Origin of the sequence: Mesorhizobium sp. KR2-14 (genome assembly GCF_040049255.1) — a bacterium.
Classification (GTDB): Bacteria; Pseudomonadota; Alphaproteobacteria; order Rhizobiales; family Rhizobiaceae; genus Pseudaminobacter.
Genome location: NZ_JBDZDR010000006.1, coordinates 1 through 17,153 on the forward strand (window position 1 = coordinate 1; position 17,153 = coordinate 17,153).

General features: G+C 66.3%; 17 protein-coding genes. 15 read left to right on the forward strand and 2 right to left on the reverse strand.

Annotation, left to right across the window (positions count from 1 at the left end; genetic code table 11):
- Positions 1-207: 207 nt before the first annotated feature.
- Positions 208-1,167: a LysR family transcriptional regulator gene (locus ABLE86_RS15860; protein ID WP_348779934.1), complete on the reverse strand. Its 960-nt coding sequence runs from the start codon at positions 1,165-1,167 to the stop codon at positions 208-210.
- 260 nt (positions 1,168-1,427) lie between these two features.
- On the opposite strand from ABLE86_RS15860, the gene ABLE86_RS15865 reads away from it, so the two are divergent.
- From ABLE86_RS15865 to ABLE86_RS15925, 13 genes are all read left to right on the forward strand, one after another.
- Positions 1,428-2,819 carry an aspartate aminotransferase family protein gene (locus tag ABLE86_RS15865; RefSeq protein ID WP_348779935.1) on the forward strand — a complete coding sequence of 464 codons (1,392 nt, stop codon included), beginning with the start codon at positions 1,428-1,430 and terminating at the stop codon, positions 2,817-2,819.
- A 9-nt stretch (positions 2,820-2,828) separates the two neighbouring features.
- Entirely contained in the window at positions 2,829-3,776 is a 948-nt protein-coding gene (locus tag ABLE86_RS15870) for a 3-keto-5-aminohexanoate cleavage protein (protein ID WP_348779936.1), read from the forward strand.
- 249 nt (positions 3,777-4,025) lie between these two features.
- Positions 4,026-4,526, forward strand: coding sequence for a GNAT family N-acetyltransferase (locus ABLE86_RS15875; protein ID WP_348779937.1), 501 nt, complete (start codon positions 4,026-4,028; stop codon positions 4,524-4,526).
- A gap of 13 nt (positions 4,527-4,539) precedes the next feature.
- A complete protein-coding gene (locus ABLE86_RS15880; protein WP_348779938.1) occupies positions 4,540-5,580 on the forward strand; it encodes a histone deacetylase family protein in 1,041 nt (346 codons plus the stop codon).
- Positions 5,581-5,689: 109 nt separating this feature from the next.
- Positions 5,690-6,157, forward strand: a complete 468-nt coding sequence (locus ABLE86_RS15885; protein ID WP_348779939.1) for a group III truncated hemoglobin — start codon at positions 5,690-5,692, stop codon at positions 6,155-6,157.
- Positions 6,158-6,164: 7 nt separating this feature from the next.
- Positions 6,165-6,632 (forward strand): Rrf2 family transcriptional regulator, encoded by a 468-nt coding sequence (locus ABLE86_RS15890; RefSeq protein ID WP_348779940.1) that lies wholly within the window; start codon positions 6,165-6,167, stop codon positions 6,630-6,632.
- 33 nt (positions 6,633-6,665) lie between these two features.
- A complete protein-coding gene (gene ccoN / locus ABLE86_RS15895) occupies positions 6,666-8,312 on the forward strand; it encodes a cytochrome-c oxidase, cbb3-type subunit I (RefSeq protein WP_348779941.1) in 1,647 nt (548 codons plus the stop codon).
- A gap of 4 nt (positions 8,313-8,316) precedes the next feature.
- Positions 8,317-9,063, forward strand: a complete 747-nt coding sequence (ccoO, locus tag ABLE86_RS15900) for a cytochrome-c oxidase, cbb3-type subunit II (RefSeq protein WP_348779942.1) — start codon at positions 8,317-8,319, stop codon at positions 9,061-9,063.
- Positions 9,060-9,233: a cbb3-type cytochrome c oxidase subunit 3 gene (locus ABLE86_RS15905; protein WP_348779943.1), complete on the forward strand. Its 174-nt coding sequence runs from the start codon at positions 9,060-9,062 to the stop codon at positions 9,231-9,233. Before ccoO ends, ABLE86_RS15905 begins: the two co-directional genes overlap by 4 nt.
- Complete coding sequence (gene ccoP, locus ABLE86_RS15910; protein ID WP_348779944.1) at positions 9,221-10,105, forward strand: cytochrome-c oxidase, cbb3-type subunit III; 885 nt, start codon at positions 9,221-9,223, stop codon at positions 10,103-10,105. Before ABLE86_RS15905 ends, ccoP begins: the two co-directional genes overlap by 13 nt.
- A gap of 41 nt (positions 10,106-10,146) precedes the next feature.
- Positions 10,147-10,311: a hypothetical protein gene (locus ABLE86_RS15915; protein ID WP_348779945.1), complete on the forward strand. Its 165-nt coding sequence runs from the start codon at positions 10,147-10,149 to the stop codon at positions 10,309-10,311.
- 47 nt (positions 10,312-10,358) lie between these two features.
- Positions 10,359-11,144 (forward strand): DUF2189 domain-containing protein, encoded by a 786-nt coding sequence (locus ABLE86_RS15920; RefSeq protein ID WP_348779946.1) that lies wholly within the window; start codon positions 10,359-10,361, stop codon positions 11,142-11,144.
- Between the two features lie 23 nt (positions 11,145-11,167).
- A complete protein-coding gene (locus ABLE86_RS15925) occupies positions 11,168-13,459 on the forward strand; it encodes a heavy metal translocating P-type ATPase (protein ID WP_348779947.1) in 2,292 nt (763 codons plus the stop codon).
- Between the two features lie 50 nt (positions 13,460-13,509).
- Here ABLE86_RS15925 and ABLE86_RS15930 read toward each other — a convergent pair whose 3' ends face one another.
- Positions 13,510-15,537, reverse strand: coding sequence for an NADH:flavin oxidoreductase (locus tag ABLE86_RS15930; RefSeq protein ID WP_348779948.1), 2,028 nt, complete (start codon positions 15,535-15,537; stop codon positions 13,510-13,512).
- 148 nt (positions 15,538-15,685) lie between these two features.
- On the opposite strand from ABLE86_RS15930, the gene ABLE86_RS15935 reads away from it, so the two are divergent.
- Complete coding sequence (locus ABLE86_RS15935) at positions 15,686-16,345, forward strand: TetR/AcrR family transcriptional regulator (protein WP_348780175.1); 660 nt, start codon at positions 15,686-15,688, stop codon at positions 16,343-16,345.
- Positions 16,342-17,142 carry a pyrroline-5-carboxylate reductase dimerization domain-containing protein gene (locus ABLE86_RS15940; RefSeq protein WP_348779949.1) on the forward strand — a complete coding sequence of 267 codons (801 nt, stop codon included), beginning with the start codon at positions 16,342-16,344 and terminating at the stop codon, positions 17,140-17,142. Before ABLE86_RS15935 ends, ABLE86_RS15940 begins: the two co-directional genes overlap by 4 nt.
- The last annotated feature ends 11 nt before the right edge of the window (positions 17,143-17,153 follow it).

Consider the following 17,153-nt stretch of genomic DNA (forward strand, 5'->3'; position numbering starts at 1 on the left):
CCCCGATCTGCCTTGCAACCCGGACCAGCCGGTCAGATCGGGGCTGGTCGTCGTGCCGTGTGGCGGGTCAAAGTGACATTTCTATTTTGCTCGTCGGCGGACATTTCAACATGGCCGCCACATCGGCTGTAGCCGGGTGCGTTCTATCTTGAACTGCGACTTTGAAGCGGTCCGCGACTTCAGAGAGCCATCGACTGCAGGCGCAGCTCAACGGTCGTAGGTGCGCTCTTCCAGCGGTGTATCGGCTATCAGCTTCTGCAGGCCGGAGAGCAGTGCTGCTTCGGCGCGGTTCGTCGTCTTTTCAGGGTTGACGAGCAGGAAGATGTCGATGGCCGGCGGCGTCTCGTAAGGCGGCAGCCGCCACAGCAGCCCGTCGGCCACGTCGCGGCGCGCCACATGCACCGGCAGCGGGCCGATGCCCAGCCCGGCGACGATCATGCGCCGCACCTCCTCCAGGCTGGACGAGACGCCGACCACGCTGGCGTCCAGCATGGCTTCACTGCGCAGCAGCGCCACCGGCCGCAGCGCGTCGGCGATGTGGTCGGTGTGGAAGGAAACCGAAGGCTCGCCCTTGAGGTCGGGCAACGCCAGGCCGGTGCGGCCGTAGAGCCGGTGGCCGGGCCCGCAGAAGAAGCCGAAGAACTCGCGATAGACCATGGTGTAGTCGAGCGCGGGGTCGCGCTCGCTGACCAGGCACAGGCCGAAGGAGGCGCGCCGCTCGCGCACCTGCCTGGCCACCTCCGCGCTTGGGGCAACCGTGATGGCGATGCTGGCGCGCGGATAGTTGAGCCGGAACTCGGCCAGCGCGCGGTCGAACAGCGGCGAGACGATGTGGCTGGCGACCGCGATGGCGACATGGCCGGTGACGTCCTCGCCGGCGCCGCGCACCAGAACGGGCAGCTGCGAGATGGCGCCGAACGCCTCTATGCCCTGCTCGTAGACCAGGCGGCCGACCTCGGTAAGCTCGAAGCGGTTGGCTGCGCGCTCCACCAGCCTTTGGCCGATGCGTTCTTCCAGCCGGCGCAGGGCATTGCTGACGGTGGGCTGCTTGAGGTTGAGACGCTCGGCCGCGCGGGTGATGCTCTTGACCTCGGCAATCACGACGAAGGTGCGCAGCAGGTTCCAGTCCAGCTCCCAGACCAGCTTTTGCGACCGCGGCGAGGTCATTCCCAAAATCTATGCTCCCTATTTCCATTATCTATTTGCGCAATGACCCGACAAAGGCAATCCTGCCTGCGGATGCGTGCCGGCCGCGCATCCGCAATGCTGGGGGCAACGAGGCGAGGCGGCGGTGGAGCGTGCGACGCGCAATTGCGGAACGAGCATGACCCTGCGCGGCGCGAACGCCCCTGCGGCGGGGGACGGGCCGCCGCCTTGCCGCACCGCCCTGCCCGCCAATTCCGACCAACCAGTTGATAGGACATCCAATGCCTGAGGCTGCCAGCCTGCCCTTTGCCTATGCTGCGGAAGCCGAGCGACCGGCCTCGAACCTGTTCTACATGACGCGGCTGCGCCGACCGCTGGTCGACCGCGCCGAAGGCATCTACCTGTGGGACAGCCAGGGCCGGCGCATGATCGACGGCGCCAGCGGCGCCATGGTGGTCAATGTCGGCCATGGCAACCGCAACGTCCTCGACGCCATGAAGCGGCAGATGGAGCGGGTGACCTTCGCCTACCGCCTGCATTTCGAGAACGAGGCCGCCGAGGAACTGGCCCTGCGCATGGCGCAGAAGATGCCGGGCGACCTCGACCGCATCTTCTTCGTTTCCGGCGGTTCCGAAGCGGTGGAATCGGCCATCAAGCTTGCGCGGCAATGGGCGGTCGCCACCGGCCAGCCCAAGCGCTGGAAGGTCGTAGCGCGGTTTCCCTCCTACCACGGCGGCACTGTGGGCGCGCTGGCGGTGACGGGCGACCTGGCGCTGACCGAAACCTTTGCGCCGCAGATTCGCGACATGCCGACCGTGCCGGCGCCTACCGCCTATCGCGACCGCGACAACCTTTCGATGGAAGAGCGCGGCCTGCGCTATGCCGACATGCTGGAAGAGAGGATCCTGGCCGAGGGGCCCGAAACGGTGCTCGCCTTCATCATGGAGCCCATAGGCGGCGCGGCGACCGCCGCACTGGTGCCGCCGGACAGCTATTTCAAGCGCATCCGCGAAATCTGCGACAAATACGGTATCCTGCTGATCCATGACGAGGTGATGACGGGTGCGGGCCGCACCGGCAGGTATCTCGGCGGCGACCACTGGCAATGCCGGCCGGACATCGTCACGATGTCGAAGGGCATCGGCTCGGGCTATGCGCCGCTCGGCGCGATGGCCGCTTCGCGGCGGCTGGTGAAGCCGGTGCTCGACATGGGCGGCTTCCAGCACGGCTACACCTATGCTGGCAACCCGCTGTCCTGCGCTGCCGGCCTGGCGGTGCTGGAAGAGATGGAGCGTCTCGGCTGCGTGGAAAACGCCGCCGCCATGGGCGAGCTTCTGAAGCAGGAGCTGGAAGGGCTGGCGCAGCGCTTTCCCTTCGTTGCCGGCGTGCGCGGCAAGGGGCTGCTGATCGGCGCCGACCTGGTGGCCGACCCCGAAACCTTCGCGCCCTTGCCGAAGGCGCTGAACGCCAACCAGAGGCTTCTCGACCACGCCTACCAGCGCGGCATGATCGTCTATTCGCGGCGCATCCGCGGCGACGGCATCGAGGGCGACAACTTCATACTGGCGCCGCCGCTGATCATCGATGCCGCGCAGGTGGGCGAGATGGTCGACATTCTGGCGGATTCGCTGGAAGCGCTTGCCGCCGAACTCGATCTTCCCGTCAACGGCTGAGAACAGAAAATGGCTTCCACCAGATCGACGCGCCGCAAGGTCATCATCACCTGCGCGGTCACCGGCTCAGTCCACACGCCGACCATGTCGCCCTATCTGCCCATCACGCCCGACCAGATCGCTGCCGAGGCGATCGCGGCGGCGGAGGCCGGCGCCTCCATCCTGCACCTGCATGCGCGCGACCCGAAGGACGGCCGGCCAACGGCCGATGCGGACGTGTTCATGCAGTTCCTGCCGCGCATCAAGCAGGCGACCGACGCGGTGGTGAACATCTCCACCGGCGGCTCCTCGCTGATGACGCTGGATGATCGCCTCGCCATTTCGCTGCGCGCCGAGCCGGAAATGTGCTCGCTCAACATGGGCTCGATGAATTTCGCTCTGTTCCCTGCCCTAGACAAGCCGACTGAATGGCAGCACGAGTGGGAGCCGAAGCTGCTGGAGGCCACGCGCAGCACGCTGTTCAAGAACACCTTCGCCGACATGGAACACATTCTCGAACGGCTGGGGCGCGGCTGCGGCACGCGCTTCGAGTTCGAGTGCTACGATGTCGGCCACCTTTATTCGCTGGCGCATTTGCGCGACCGCGGCCTGGTGAGCGGGCACCTGTTCATCCAGTTCGTGTTCGGCGTGCTGGGGGGCATCGGCGCCGACCCCGACAACCTGACCCACATGAAGCGCATTGCCGACAAGCTGTTCGGCGACGGCTACAGCTTTTCGGTGCTGGCCGCCGGCCGCCACCAGATGCCGATGATAACCATGGCCGCCGCCATGGGCGGCAATGTCCGCGTCGGGTTGGAGGACAGCCTCTATGACGGGCGCGGCCAGCTTGCACGCTCCAACGCCGACCAGGTGCGCCGCATTAGAAAGGTGCTGGAGGCGCTGTCGCTGGAAGTCGCCACGCCCGCCGAAGCGCGCGAGATGCTGGAGCTGAAGGGCGGCGACCGGGTGGCGTTTTGATGAGCTCGATTTGCTTTTCACCCCCACCCCTGCCCCCTCCCCACAAGGGGGAGGGGGACGATGTCGTCGCCATTGCCATCCAGGACGGTGACGGCCGATGCTGAGCAGCCGCGCAACAAGGTTCCCCTCCCCCTTGTGGGGAGGGGTTAGGGGTGGGGGTAATTTCCAGCCCAATTTTCCAGCCCTTGTGGGGGAGATGGCCGGCAGGCCAGAGGGGGGTGTTTCGCAACACGCCCTCAAGGAATTGCCATGACCCCTCCCCGCAAAATCACCATCAGGCCGGGCGAGCCTGCCGACGCGGAGGCGATGCACGAGGCGATCCTGCAACTCGGGCGCTTCACCGGCCTCGAGCAAAAGATCGCCAGCACGGCCGACGATTTCCGGCGCTTCGGCTTCGGGCCGGACGCGGCGTTCCGGAGCCTGATTGCGGAAGTGGACGGCACGTTTGCGGGGCTCTGCCTGTTCTTCCCGATCTTCTCGACCTGGCTCGGGCGGCCCGGCGTCTATGTGCAGGACCTCTATGTCGACGAGCGGTTCCGCGGCAAGAAGGTAGGCGAAAAGCTGCTGCGCGCCACGGCGGGCTGGTCGCGCCAGCGCGGGGGCGTCTATCTGCGGCTGGCCGTCGATGTCGACAACGTTTCCGCGCAAGGCTTTTACGAAAGGCTCGGCATTGGCTGGCTCGACAGCGACCGCGAGCACGGCGCCTATGGCGAGGCGTTTCTGGCGCTGGCGCGCAATGACGGAAATTGAACGAGGAGTTCCCATGAAAGCCTTCTACGCCGACGAACAGAAGCGCCACGATCCCAAGGGCTTTCTTTCCAGCGGGGCGCCGAAACCCAACCCGGAACAGCCGGAGCGCGTGGAGCGCCTGCTTGCCGGGGCGCGCGCGGCAGGCTGCGAGATCGTGCGGCCGCGCGAGCATGGGCTGGGCCCGATCGCCGCCGTGCACACGCCCGAATATCTGGATTTCCTCGAGCACATCCATGCGCGCTGGCAGCGCATTGCCGAGGCCTCGGAAGAGGTCATTCCCAACATCCATCCCATCGCGCGCGGCGGCAGCTATCCGGCATCTGCCGTCGGCCAGGCCGGCTACCACATGGCCGACACCTCCTGCCCGATCTCGGCCGAGACCTGGGAAAGCTCGCTGTGGAGCGCATGGAGCGCGGTGGAAGCGGCAGAGGCCGTTCTTTCGGGCGAGCCGGCGGCCTATGCGCTGTGCCGCCCGCCCGGCCACCACGCTTTTGCCGATGTCGCCGGCGGCTTCTGCTTCATCAACAATTCGGCGGTTGCCGCCCAGCGCCTGCGCAAGACCGCGGCGCGGGTGGCGATCCTCGACGTGGACCTGCACCACGGCAACGGCACGCAAGGCATCTTCTATGCCCGGCCCGATGTGCTGACGGTGTCGATCCATGCCGACCCGGTGCGCTTCTATCCCTTCTTCTGGGGGCATGCGGACGAGCGCGGAGAAGGCCCGGGTCTCGGCTACAACCTCAACCTGCCCCTGGCGCGCAAATCCGCCGACGCGGAGTTTCTGGCGGCGCTGGACAAGGGCCTGCAGCGCATCCGCGCCTTCGCTCCCGAGGCGCTGGTGGTGGCGCTGGGCCTCGACGCCTTCGAGGGCGACCCGTTCGGCGGGCTTTCGGTGACGACGCAGGGCTTCGCGCGCATTGCCGAAGCGGTCGCCGGGCTCGGCCTGCCCACGGTGATCGTGCAGGAAGGCGGCTATCTGTGCGACGCGCTTTCCGACAATCTCACCTCTTTCCTCGCCGGCTTTGGCGGTGCGCACAGGCTGGCAGCCGGCTGAAGCGACGACGGCGCAATTCCCGCGGTAAGGCCTGCGACATTTCCGCTGCTTGCGCGGCAGACCTCACGCCGATAAAGTGGCATCTGATTTACCACTTTAGGGGCACGACATGGCCTTTGTCGAAAGCGTTCGTCCGGTCGCAGAAACTCCCCTCTCGCACCCGCAGGTGGACCGCGACTTCATCGGGCGCCTGGTGCGCGCCTTCTACGTCAAGGTGCGGCGCGATACCCGCCTCGGCCCGATCTTCGAGCGGGTAATCGCCGACGACTGGGAGCCGCATCTGGAAAAGATGACCGACTTCTGGTGCTCGGTGATCCTGAAGACCGGCACCTATCACGGCCGCCCTGTACCGGCGCATCTCAAGCTGAAGATGGTGAAGGAAGAAGACTTCGCGATCTGGCTCGGCCATTTCCGCGAGACCGCGCGCGAGCTTTGCGAGCCTGAGGTGGCAGCGGTGTTCGTCGATCGCGCCGAGCGGATCGCCCGGAGCCTGCAGCTTGCCATGTTCTTCCACCTGCCGCGCGCGCTGGGCACAACGTCGCCCGCAGCCGCCGCCGCGAACGGCGAGGGAGAGTGAGCGCAACATGCGCATGACGCAGCACACCGACTATGCCCTGCGCATGCTGATCTATCTGGCGACCCGTTCCGGCGACGCCTGCACGGTGAGCGACGTGGCCGACGCCTACGGGCTGTCGCGCAACCACCTGCTCAAGGTGGCGCTGAACCTGAAGAACATGGGCCTGGTGGAAACCACCCGCGGCCGCACCGGCGGCATTGCGCTGGCCTGCCCGCCGGAAAGGATCAACCTCGGCCGCCTGGTACGGCGGATGGAGGACGATTTCGCGCTGGTGGAATGCCTGAAGACCGACGGCGGGCACTGTGTCATTACACCCGCCTGCCGGCTGAAGGACGTGGTGCGCGAAGCGCTGGACGCCTATCTGGCCGTCTTCGACAAATACAGCCTCGCCGACCTGACAGCAAACATCGATATACTCGCACGGCTTCTGGACATCCGTCCCGGAAAGGATAACGTTATTACTTCGGCTGACTGACCTTTTGCTTCACAGGAGGAGGGTAGCAAGTCCATGGTCGCCCAGCTCACAGTCGCAGAACGTCGGTTATGCCTGTATCTCCTGGCGGCAGTCGCCATTGTCGGGCTGGCGCTGGCGGCCACAGGCCGAAGCGACCCGATCGGCGTGCATGGCGCGATCGCCTTGCTGGCCAGCGTGGGGATGATCTTCGTGGTGCTTTCCGGCTACTACGAACCCGAACCCTCCCCGGAACGCCTGTCCCACTATTATGACGACCCGATAAAGGTCGGCATCGTGCTGACCATGGCCTGGGCCGTGGTGGGCATGTTCCTGGGCGTCTGGGTGGCCGCCCTGCTGGCCTGGCCCGACCTGACTTTCGACGCTGGCTGGGCAAGCTTCGGCCGGCTGCGCCCGGCGCACACCACGGGCGTGATCTTCGGCTTCGGCGGCAATGCGCTGATCGCCACCTCGCTGCACGTGCTGCAGCGCACCTCGCGCGCGCGGCTGCCCGGCCAGGTCAGCCCCTGGTTCGTGCTGTTCGGCTACAATCTGTTCTGCATCATCGCGGTGACCGGCTACCTGATGGGGGTGACCCAGTCGAAGGAATATGCCGAGCCGGAATGGTATGCCGACATCTGGCTGGTGATCGTGTGGGTGACCTATCTGGCGATCTATGTGCGCACGCTGGCGCGGCGCAAGGAGCCGCACATCTATGTGGCCAACTGGTATTACATGGCCTTCATCCTGGTGGTGGCGATACTGCATGTGTTCAACAACATTGCGGTCCCGGTGTCGCTCGCGCATGCCAAGAGCTATTCGGCCTTCTCAGGCGTACAGGATGCGATGACGCAGTGGTGGTACGGCCACAACGCGGTGGCCTTCTTCCTCACCGCCGGCTTCCTGGGCATGCTCTACTACTACCTGCCCAAGCGCGCCGGCCGGCCGATCTTCTCCTACCGGCTGTCCATCATCAGCTTCTGGGGCATCACCTTCATCTACATGTGGGCGGGCCCGCACCACCTGCACTACACCGCCCTGCCGCAATGGGTGCAGTCGCTGGGCATGACCTTCTCGGTGATCCTGCTGGTGCCTTCCTGGGCCTCGGCGGGCAATGCACTGGCCACGCTGAACGGCGCCTGGGACAAGGTCCGCACCGACGCGACGCTGCGCTTCATGATGGTGGCCGCGGTGTTCTACGGGCTCTCCACCTTCGAGGGGTCGTTCATGGCGATCCGCCCGGTGAATTCGCTGTCGCACTACACGGACTGGACCGTCGCCCATGTGCATGCCGGCGCGCTCGGCTGGGTGGCGATGATCACCTTCGGCGCGATCTACAGCCTGGTGCCGTGGATGTGGAAGCGCGAGCACATGTATTCGGCACGGCTGGTGGAGGTGCATTTCTGGTTCGCGCTGGCCGGCACCATCATCTACGTCTTTGCCATGTGGAACTCCGGCATCATCCAGGGGCTGATGTGGCGGACCTACAATGAAAGCGGCACCCTGACCTACTCCTTCATCGAGTCGGTGGAGGCCATGCACCCCTACTACATCGCCCGAACCGTCGGCGGCCTGCTGTTCCTGATCGGGGCGGTGGTGGGGGCATACAATGTCTGGATGACCATACGCACGGCGCCCAGGCAAGCCGAGGCGGCGGAACCGGACTTGCCGGTTCCTACCTTCGCGGCCAGGCCGGCGGAGTAGCGAGATGCCCGAATTCTTCCACCGCAAGCTCGAACGCAGCACGATGGGCTTCGTGCTGGCCATCGTGGTGGTCGCCAGCATCGGCGGCCTCATCGAGATCGCGCCGCTGTTCACCATCAAGGGAACCGTGGAGAAGGCGCCCGACATGCGCGTCTACACGCCGCTGGAAGTGGCCGGGCGCAACATCTACATCCGCGAAGGCTGCTACGCCTGCCACAGCCAGATGATCCGCACCCTGCGCGATGAGGTGGAGCGCTACGGCCCCTATTCGCTGGCCGTGGAGTCGCAATACGACCACCCGATGCTGTGGGGTTCCAAGCGCACCGGCCCCGACCTTGCGCGCGTTGGCGACAAATATTCCGACGAGTGGCACGTGGCGCATCTTATCAACCCGCGCAACGTGGTGCCGCAATCGGTGATGCCGAAATATGGCTGGCTGGCGAGCAACACGCTCTATGTGGACGACCTCGGCCTGCATCTTGCCGCCCTGCGCGACGTGGGCGTGCCCTATACCGACGAGATGATCGCCAATGCGCCAAACGACGCACGCGGCCAGGCAGCGCCCGACAGCAGCCTGGCCGCCGGCGTTTCCCAGCGCTATGGCGAGGCAACCCAGATACGCACCTTCGACGGCAATCCTGGCGGCCTCACCGAAATGGACGCGGTGGTGGCGTATCTGCAGATACTGGGGCGCCTGACCGACGCCGCCTACAAGCAGGAGGGTGCGCAGGCGACGGAGGTGGGGCAATGAGCTTCGACCACGATTCCGTCGTCTCCTTCGTCACGAGCTGGGGGCTGATCTATTTCATCATCATGGCGGTCGGCGTGCTTGTCTATGTCTTCTGGCCCTCAAACAAGAAGCGCTTCGACGACGCGAAGAAGAGCATACTCGACGAGGACGACGAGCCATGGAAGAAGTAGGCGAGCGCGATCCTGTCACCGGCCGCATGACCACGGGTCATGACTGGAACGGCATAACCGAGCTCAACACGCCGGTTCCGCGGGTGGTGATCTTCTTCCTGGTGGTGACGACGATCTTTTCCATCGTCTACTGGATCCTCATGCCCTCCTGGCCGCTGGGGAGCACCTACACCAAGGGGCTGCTGGGCATCGACCAGAAACACGTCGTGCAGACCCAGCTCGAACACGCCGCAGCCCAACGGGAGGGCTGGATGAAGCAGATCGCAAGCGATGACTTCGCCGCCATCCAGGCCAACCCCGCCCTGATGCAGATCGTGCACGAGACCGGCAAGACCCTGTTCGGCGACAACTGCGCGGTGTGCCACGGCATTAACGGCACCGGCGGCAAGGGCTTTCCCAACCTCAAGGCCGCGGCCTGGCTGTGGGGCGGCGACCCGCAGACGATCTACCAGACCCTGACTGCGGGCATCAATTCCGCCAATGCGGAGACCCGGACCTCGCAGATGCCGGCCTTCGGCCGCGACGGGGTGCTCAATGTGGGTCAGATCGACGATGTCGTCGCCTATGTACGCTCGCTCGGCGGGTCGACCGACAATATCGGGATCACGCCCGAAAAAGTGGCGCGCGGCAAGGAGGTGTTCCAGGCCAATTGCGTCGCCTGCCACGGCGGCGACGCCAAGGGCAATCACGACATGGGCGCACCCAACCTGACGGACCCGGTGTGGATCTATGGCGGCGACCGCCAATCCATCACCGCCTCTGTCTATGGCGGCCGCCAGGGGCACATGCCAAGCTGGCAGGACCGGCTGTCGGACGCGCAGCGCAAGATCCTGACGCTCTATGTGCTGTCGCTGCCGGAGCAACGGTCGTGACCGCCGCGACGGCCCCGATGCCGCGAGGGCGGGCACGGCGCGTGACCCTGCTGCTGGTTGCCGCCGGCGCCGCGGCGCTGTTGGCTGCGAATGCGCACCTTGTCTATGTCGCGGTGAAATCGCAGCCGGACTGCGTGCCGCATTCGAAGCAGGCCGGTTCCGGGAAGCCCGGTTCGGCCTACCGAGCGGCGAGCCCGGCATGCTGAGGCCGGCGACATGAAGGGCAAAGGAGCAGACGGAAAGGACCATCGCTATGGGAACTGCTGATCTGGCCCATGGGCAAGTGGCCGCAACGCCACCGACGCGCAACAAGGGCCTGCCGGCCACGGCCGCCTTCGGCTGGCTGCACGCCGGCTGGCGGGATCTCATCCCCGATGCAGGCGCAAGCCTGGCCTATGGCCTGGCGGTGTTCGCGGTCTCGGCGCTGATCGTGGCCGGGCTATTCTCCCTGGAGCTCGACTACATACTGTTTCCCGCGCTGGCCGGCTTCATGGTGGTGGGCCCGCTGATCGCGATCGGCCTCTACGAGAAAAGCCGCAGGCTCGAGGCGGGCGAACCCGTGTCGCTGCGCAACATGCTCTTCGTGCGTCCCAAATCCGGCGCTCAGGTGCTGTTCACCGGGGTCATCATGTGCGGGCTGATGCTGCTCTGGATGCGGGCGGCCGTCATCATCTATGCGCTGTTCTTCGGCTTGCGCCCCTTCCCCGGGATCGACCACATTGCGCCGATGCTGTTCACCACCGGCATCGGCTGGGCGATGCTGGTGACCGGCACGGTGGTTGGCGGCTTGTTCGCGGCCTTTTCCTTCGCCATCAGCGCCTTTTCGGTGCCGATGCTGCTCAACGAGCGCACGGACGCCTTCACCGCCATGGGCACGAGCATCTCGCTGGTGTGGAACAACCTGCCGGTGATGATCGTATGGGGCACGATCGTGCTGGTGCTGACGGTTGTAGCGCTGCTGCCTGCCATGATGGGGCTGATCGTGGTGTTTCCGCTTCTGGGGCACGCCACCTGGCACGCCTACAAGGCCATTCGTTGACTGTGAACGCGCGGGAAGCCGGGATGAGCTGCCACGCCCCCGACGTGAAGGCGACACCGGCCGTGCAAGCCGGCAGCGCGGCCGCAGGCGCGGAGGAACTGCTGCTCGCCAGCCGCGACCTCGGCGGCGGCACCTGGCAGAGCGAACTTTCGGTGCCCGGAGTGCATTGCGCGGCCTGCATCGCGAGGGTCGAGAAAGCGGCGCGCGGACTGCCCGGCGTGGCACGCGCCCGCGTCAACCTTTCCACGCGGCGCCTGACGGTGGACTGGACGCCGAAGGAGGGCCGCCCGCCCGACCTGATCGGCACGCTGGGCGCCATGGGCTACGAGGCCTTTCCCTTCGGGGCGGAGGCCGGCGCGAAGGACCCCGAGCTTGGCCGCCTCGTCAGGGCGCTGGCCGTCGCCGGTTTTTCGGCAATGAACATCATGCTCTATTCGGTTTCGGTGTGGGCGGGCGCCGACGAAGCCACGCGGCATTTCTTCCACTGGATTTCCGCCGGGCTGGCGCTGCCGGCGATCATCTATTCGGGGCGGGTGTTCTATGCCTCGGCATGGTCGGCGCTGCGGCGCGGGCGCACCAACATGGACGTTCCGATCTCGGTCGGCGTCATCCTGGCCTTCGGCCTCAGCCTTTACGACACGATCCAAGACGCCCGCTACGCCTATTTCGACGCGGCTACAACGTTGCTGTTCTTCCTGCTTGTGGGCCGCACGCTCGACCATGTCATGCGCGAGAGGGCGCGCTCGGCCGTGGCGGGGCTGGCTCGCCTTGCGCCGCGCGGCGCGACCATTCTGGCCGGCGACGGCGCGCAGCATTACCTGCCGGTGGAAAACATTGAGCCCGGCCAAACGGTGCTGGTGGCGCCGGGCGACAGGGTTCCTCTGGACGGCATCGTCAAGGAAGGCCGTTCCGAACTCGACTGCTCTCTGGTGACCGGTGAAGCCGCGCCGCGCCGTTTCGAGCGCGGCATGGCGGTGCAGGCGGGGCTGCTCAACCTAACCGGCCCGCTGGCGGTGACGGCCACGGCAAGCGCGCAAAACTCCTTCCTGGCCGAGATGATACGCCTGATGGAGGCGGCCGAAGGCGGCCGCGCCCGCTATCGCCGCCTGGCCGACCGCGCGGCTGCGCTCTATGCGCCGGTGGTGCACACGATTGCGCTGGCGACCTTTGCGGTGCGGCTGGCGGCGGGCGGCGACTGGCATTCCGCCGCCACCATCGCCATTGCGGTGCTGATCATCACCTGCCCCTGCGCGCTGGGGCTGGCCGTGCCCATCGTGCAGGTCATGGCCGCGCGGCGCCTCTACGAAGGCGGCATCATGGTCAAGGATGGCGCGGCGCTGGAGCGGCTGGAGCGGGCCGACGTAGTCGTGTTCGACAAGACCGGAACCCTGACCGCCGGCAAGCCGCGGCTGACAGGGGCCGAAGCGCTGGAGCCCGATGCGCTTGCAGCCGCGGCCGGCCTCGCCGCCAATTCACGGCACCCTTTCGCGGTCGCCATACTTGCCGGCGCGCAGGCAAGGCGGCTGGAGGCGCGGGCCTTCGACACGATCCGCGAACTTCCCGGCCTCGGGCTGGAAGGCACCATGGGAGAAAACATCTATCGCCTCGGCCGGGAAGACTGGGCGACGGGTGGCAACGAAAGCCGGGGCGACGCGGACAGCGCCTCGGTGCTTTCTCGCGACGGAACTGCGATCGCCCGTTTCCTGTTCCGCGACAGCCTGCGCAAGGGGGCGCAGACGGCGATTTCCGGCCTGCGGCGGCAGGGGCTGCAACTGGAAATCCTTTCGGGCGACCGGCGCGGCGCGGTCGCGGCAATGGCGGAGGCGCTGGCCATCGAGCGGTTCGAGGCCGGCCTTCTGCCGTCACAGAAGGTCGCCCGCATCGAGCAATTGCGCCAGGCGGGGCGCAAGGTGCTGATGGTCGGCGACGGCCTCAACGACGCACCGGCACTGGCGGCGGCCGATGTTTCCATGGCCCCGGCCACCGCCGCCGACATAGGCCGCAACGCGGCCGACTTCGTGTTCCTGCATGAGAGCCTGACGGCGGTGCCGGAGGCGATCGCGGTTTCGCGCAAGGCGGGCTCGCTGGTGCGCCAGAATTTTGCATTTGCCGCAGCCTACAACGCCTTGGCCATACCCGTGGCGGTGCTGGGCCATGTCACGCCGCTGGTCGCGGCCATCGCCATGTCCGCTTCATCGCTGGTGGTGGTGGCAAACGCGATGCGGCTTGCCGGCGGCGGAGGCCGGAAAGCCGATGTGAGAAGTCTGGGCAAGGCGGCCCGGCCGGTTGCGGAAGCGCCGTCGGCACGCGGCTGAGCAGGCTGCGGCGGGCCGGGCGCCAAAGGCTGCCCGACCCGTCTTGGGAGTCAAATATCCTTGGCCAGCCTCAGCGCATCATAGATCGCCGCATGCGTGTTGCGTGCCGAGACCGCGTCGCCGATGCGGAAGAGCTGGAACCCCTCGCCCGCCACCTGCTGCGGTTCGCCGGCGATGAGGCGCTTGTAGTCGACCGCGCCGCGGTTGCTCGATTGCGGCTTCAGCGCGAAATAGAGGTCGTCCATGGGGATGGTGCCGTGATTGACCACGACCTGATCCACCCGGCGCTCCTTGTCCACGCCGCCATAATCGCTGCCGATGGAGGCGACCAGCTCGTTGCCGTCCCTGACGACCTTGTCGAGGCGGAAAGTGACGGTGAAGGTGACGTCGAGCTTCTGCAGGCTGCGCATATAGGGCACAAGGTTCATCGCCATGACCTCGGGCGCGAAGGCGCGGTCGGGGGTCATGACCTCCAGCTTTGCGCCGGACCTGGCGATCACCTCGGCGGCCTGCAGCGCGGCATTGTCGCCCGCATCGTCGAACAGCAGCACGTTCGAGCCCGGCTTCACGTCGCCGGAGAGGATGTCCCAGGTGGAGACGACGAGATCGTTGCCCTCCGAAAGAACCTCGGTATGCGGATAGCCGCCGGTGGCGATGATGACCACGTCCGGCTTTTCGGCCAGAACGTCGTCGGCCTCGGCCCATGTGCTGAAGCGGAAGGTGACGCCCTTGGCCGTGCACTGTGCCATGCGCCAGTCGACGATGCCGATCATCTCCTGCCGGCGCTGGGTGCGGGCGGTGAGCCGCACCTGGCCGCCATGGTGCGGGGAAGCCTCGAACACCACCACCTCGTGGCCGCGTTCGGCCGAGACGCGCGCGGCCTCCAGCCCGGCCGGGCCCGCCCCGACGATCACCACCTTGCGCCTGACCTCGGCGGCCGGAATGTCGTGCGGCATGGTCAGCTCGCGGCCGGTGGCGGGATTGTGGATGCAATAGGCCGAGCCGCCCTGATAGATGCGGTCGAGGCAGTAATTGGCGCCCACGCAAGGGCGAATGTCGTCCTCGCGGCCTTCCATGATCTTGCGCACGATGTGCGGGTCGGTCATGTGCGCCCGCGTCATGCCGACCATGTCGAGCTTGCCCGAGGCGATGGCGTGGCGCGCCGTCGCCACGTCGGGGATGCGCGCGGCGTGGAAGGTGGGCATGCCGGTCTCAGTGCGCACCTCGCCGGCGAAGTCGAGATGCGGCGCGCTGGGCATGCCCTGGATGGGAATGACGTCGGTGAGGCCGGCATCGGTGTCGATGTGGCCACGGATGATGTTGAGGAAGTCGACCATGCCGGACGACTTGAAGCGGCGGGAAATCTCCAGACCGTCTTCACGCGTCAGGCCGCCCTCGAGATCCTCGTCGGCGGTGTAGCGGACGCCGACGATGAATTCCGGCCCGACGCGCTCGCGCACGGCGGCCAGCACGTCGAAGGTGAAGCGCAGGCGGTTGTCGAGCGAGCCGCCATAGGGGCCGTCGAGGTCGTTGGTGAGCGGCGACCAGAACTGGTCCATCAGATGGCCGTAGGCCTGCAGCTCGATGCCGTCGAGGCCGGCCGCCTTCATGCGCTCGGCGGCGTCGGCATAGTCCTTTATGATGCGCTCGATGTCCCATTCCTCGAGCTTCTTGGGAAAGGCTCGGTGCGCGGCCTCACGCCGGTGCGAGGGCGAGACCACGGGCAGCCAGTCGGCCTTGTCCCAGCGGGTGCGCCGGCCGAGATGGGTGAGCTGGATCATCACCGCCGCGCCATGCTCATGGCAGGCGTCGACCACGTCCTTCATCCACGGCACCACCTCGTCCTTGTAGGCAAGCACGTTGTTGAAAACCGGCGGGCTGTCGCGCGCGACCGAGGCCGAACCAGCGGTCATGGTCAGCGCGATGCCGGCCTTGGCCCGCTCGGCGTGATAGGCGCGGTAGCGCGCCTTGGGCATGCCGTCCTCCGGATAGGCAGGCTCGTGCGAGGTGGTCATGATCCGGTTTTTCAGGGTGAGATGCTTCAGCCGATATGGCTGCAGAAGCGGGTCGTTCGACATCCATCATGCTCCGAGGACAAAAGTGCCGAAGCTTACGCTAGAAGAAATGTACATGACTGTCCAGAAGGAATGTACATGGGTGTCTATTTTGTCGACACTGCCGTACATTCCGGTTGCATCGCCGCCTGCCGCCGCTTATGGTCGGCGCATGGAGCAGGAGAAGCTTGGCGAAACGGGATGGCGCGGGTCACGCGAGGGGTGGCTCGAAGCAGCCTATGAAAGCTTGGTGGAGGCCGGCGTGGACGCGGTGCGCGTGCTGCCGCTGTCGAAGCGGCTGAAGCTTTCGCGCACCAGCTTCTACTGGTTCTTCGCCGACCGGGAGGCGCTGCTCGCAGCGCTCGTGGACCTGTGGCGCGACAAGAACACCGGCAATCTCGTCAAGCGCACGGAAAGCTACGCCGAAAGCATCGCCGAAGCGATCCTCAACGTGTTCGACTGCTGGCTAGACCAGCAGCTGTTCGATTCGCGCTTCGAATTCGCGGTCCGCAGCTGGGCGCAGCAGTCTGCCGACGTGGCCAGGGAGATCGACGCCGCCGACACCGCGCGGCTGCAGGCCCTGCAGGCGATGTTCGTGCGCTTCGGTTTCGAACCCTTTGCCGCCGACGTGCGGGCCCGCACGATCTACCTGACCCAGATCGGCTATATCTCGATGAAGACCGAGGAGACGCTGGCCACCCGCATGGCGCGTATCCCCAAATATGTGGAGATTTTCACCGGGCAGATGCCGACGCCAAGCGAGATGGTGCGCTTCTGCGCCAGACACGGCTTCGTCCAGGCGCAGGAAGCGAGCGGGGGCGCGGCGCAATGAGCCACCCCACCATCGGCATCATTGGCGGCACCGGGTGGCTTGGGCGCTCGATGGCCCTCGCCATGCTGGATACCGGCTCCACGCACCCCTCCCGACTGATCCTCTCGAGCCGCGCGCCGAATGCCGGAGGCCTCGCCGGCTGGTCCAAGGTCGAAATCATTGCCGACAACCGGGAACTCGCGGCGCGCGCCGACATGGTCATCCTTTCGGTCAGGCCGGAGCAGTTTCGGGCTGTCGAGATCGACGCGGCGGGCAAGCTGCTGATTTCGGTGATGGCCGGCGTTTCCATGGCCACGCTTGCATCGACCACCGGCGCCGACCGAATCGTCAGGGCAATGCCCAATGCGGGAGCGGAGATCCGCCGCTCCTATACGCCCTGGTTTGCCTCCCATGCGGTGAGCGCCGCGGAAAGGAAGCTCGTGCAGCAGCTTTTCGAGACCTGCGGCATGGCCGACGAGTTGTCTTGCGAGGCCGAAATCGACTATCTGACCGGCCTGTCGGGCTCCGGCCCAGCCTTTCCCGCCCTGCTCGCCCACGCGATGCTGGGCCATGCGCTGGAACGGGGACTGCCGGAGGACGTCGCAAAAAGGGCGGTGGAGGCCGTCATTACGGGAGCCAGCCAGCTGCTTGCAGGCCAGAATATTTGCCCCGAGGAGACCGTGCGCGTGTTCCTGGACTATCAGGGCACCACAGCGGCGGGGTTGAAGGGGATGATCGACGGCGGCTTCGTGGAAGCCGTCCGAGCCGGGCTAGACGCAGCCGAAAGCGCTGCCGTCGCAATGTCGCGGGTTCAGTGAGGAGCGGTCGA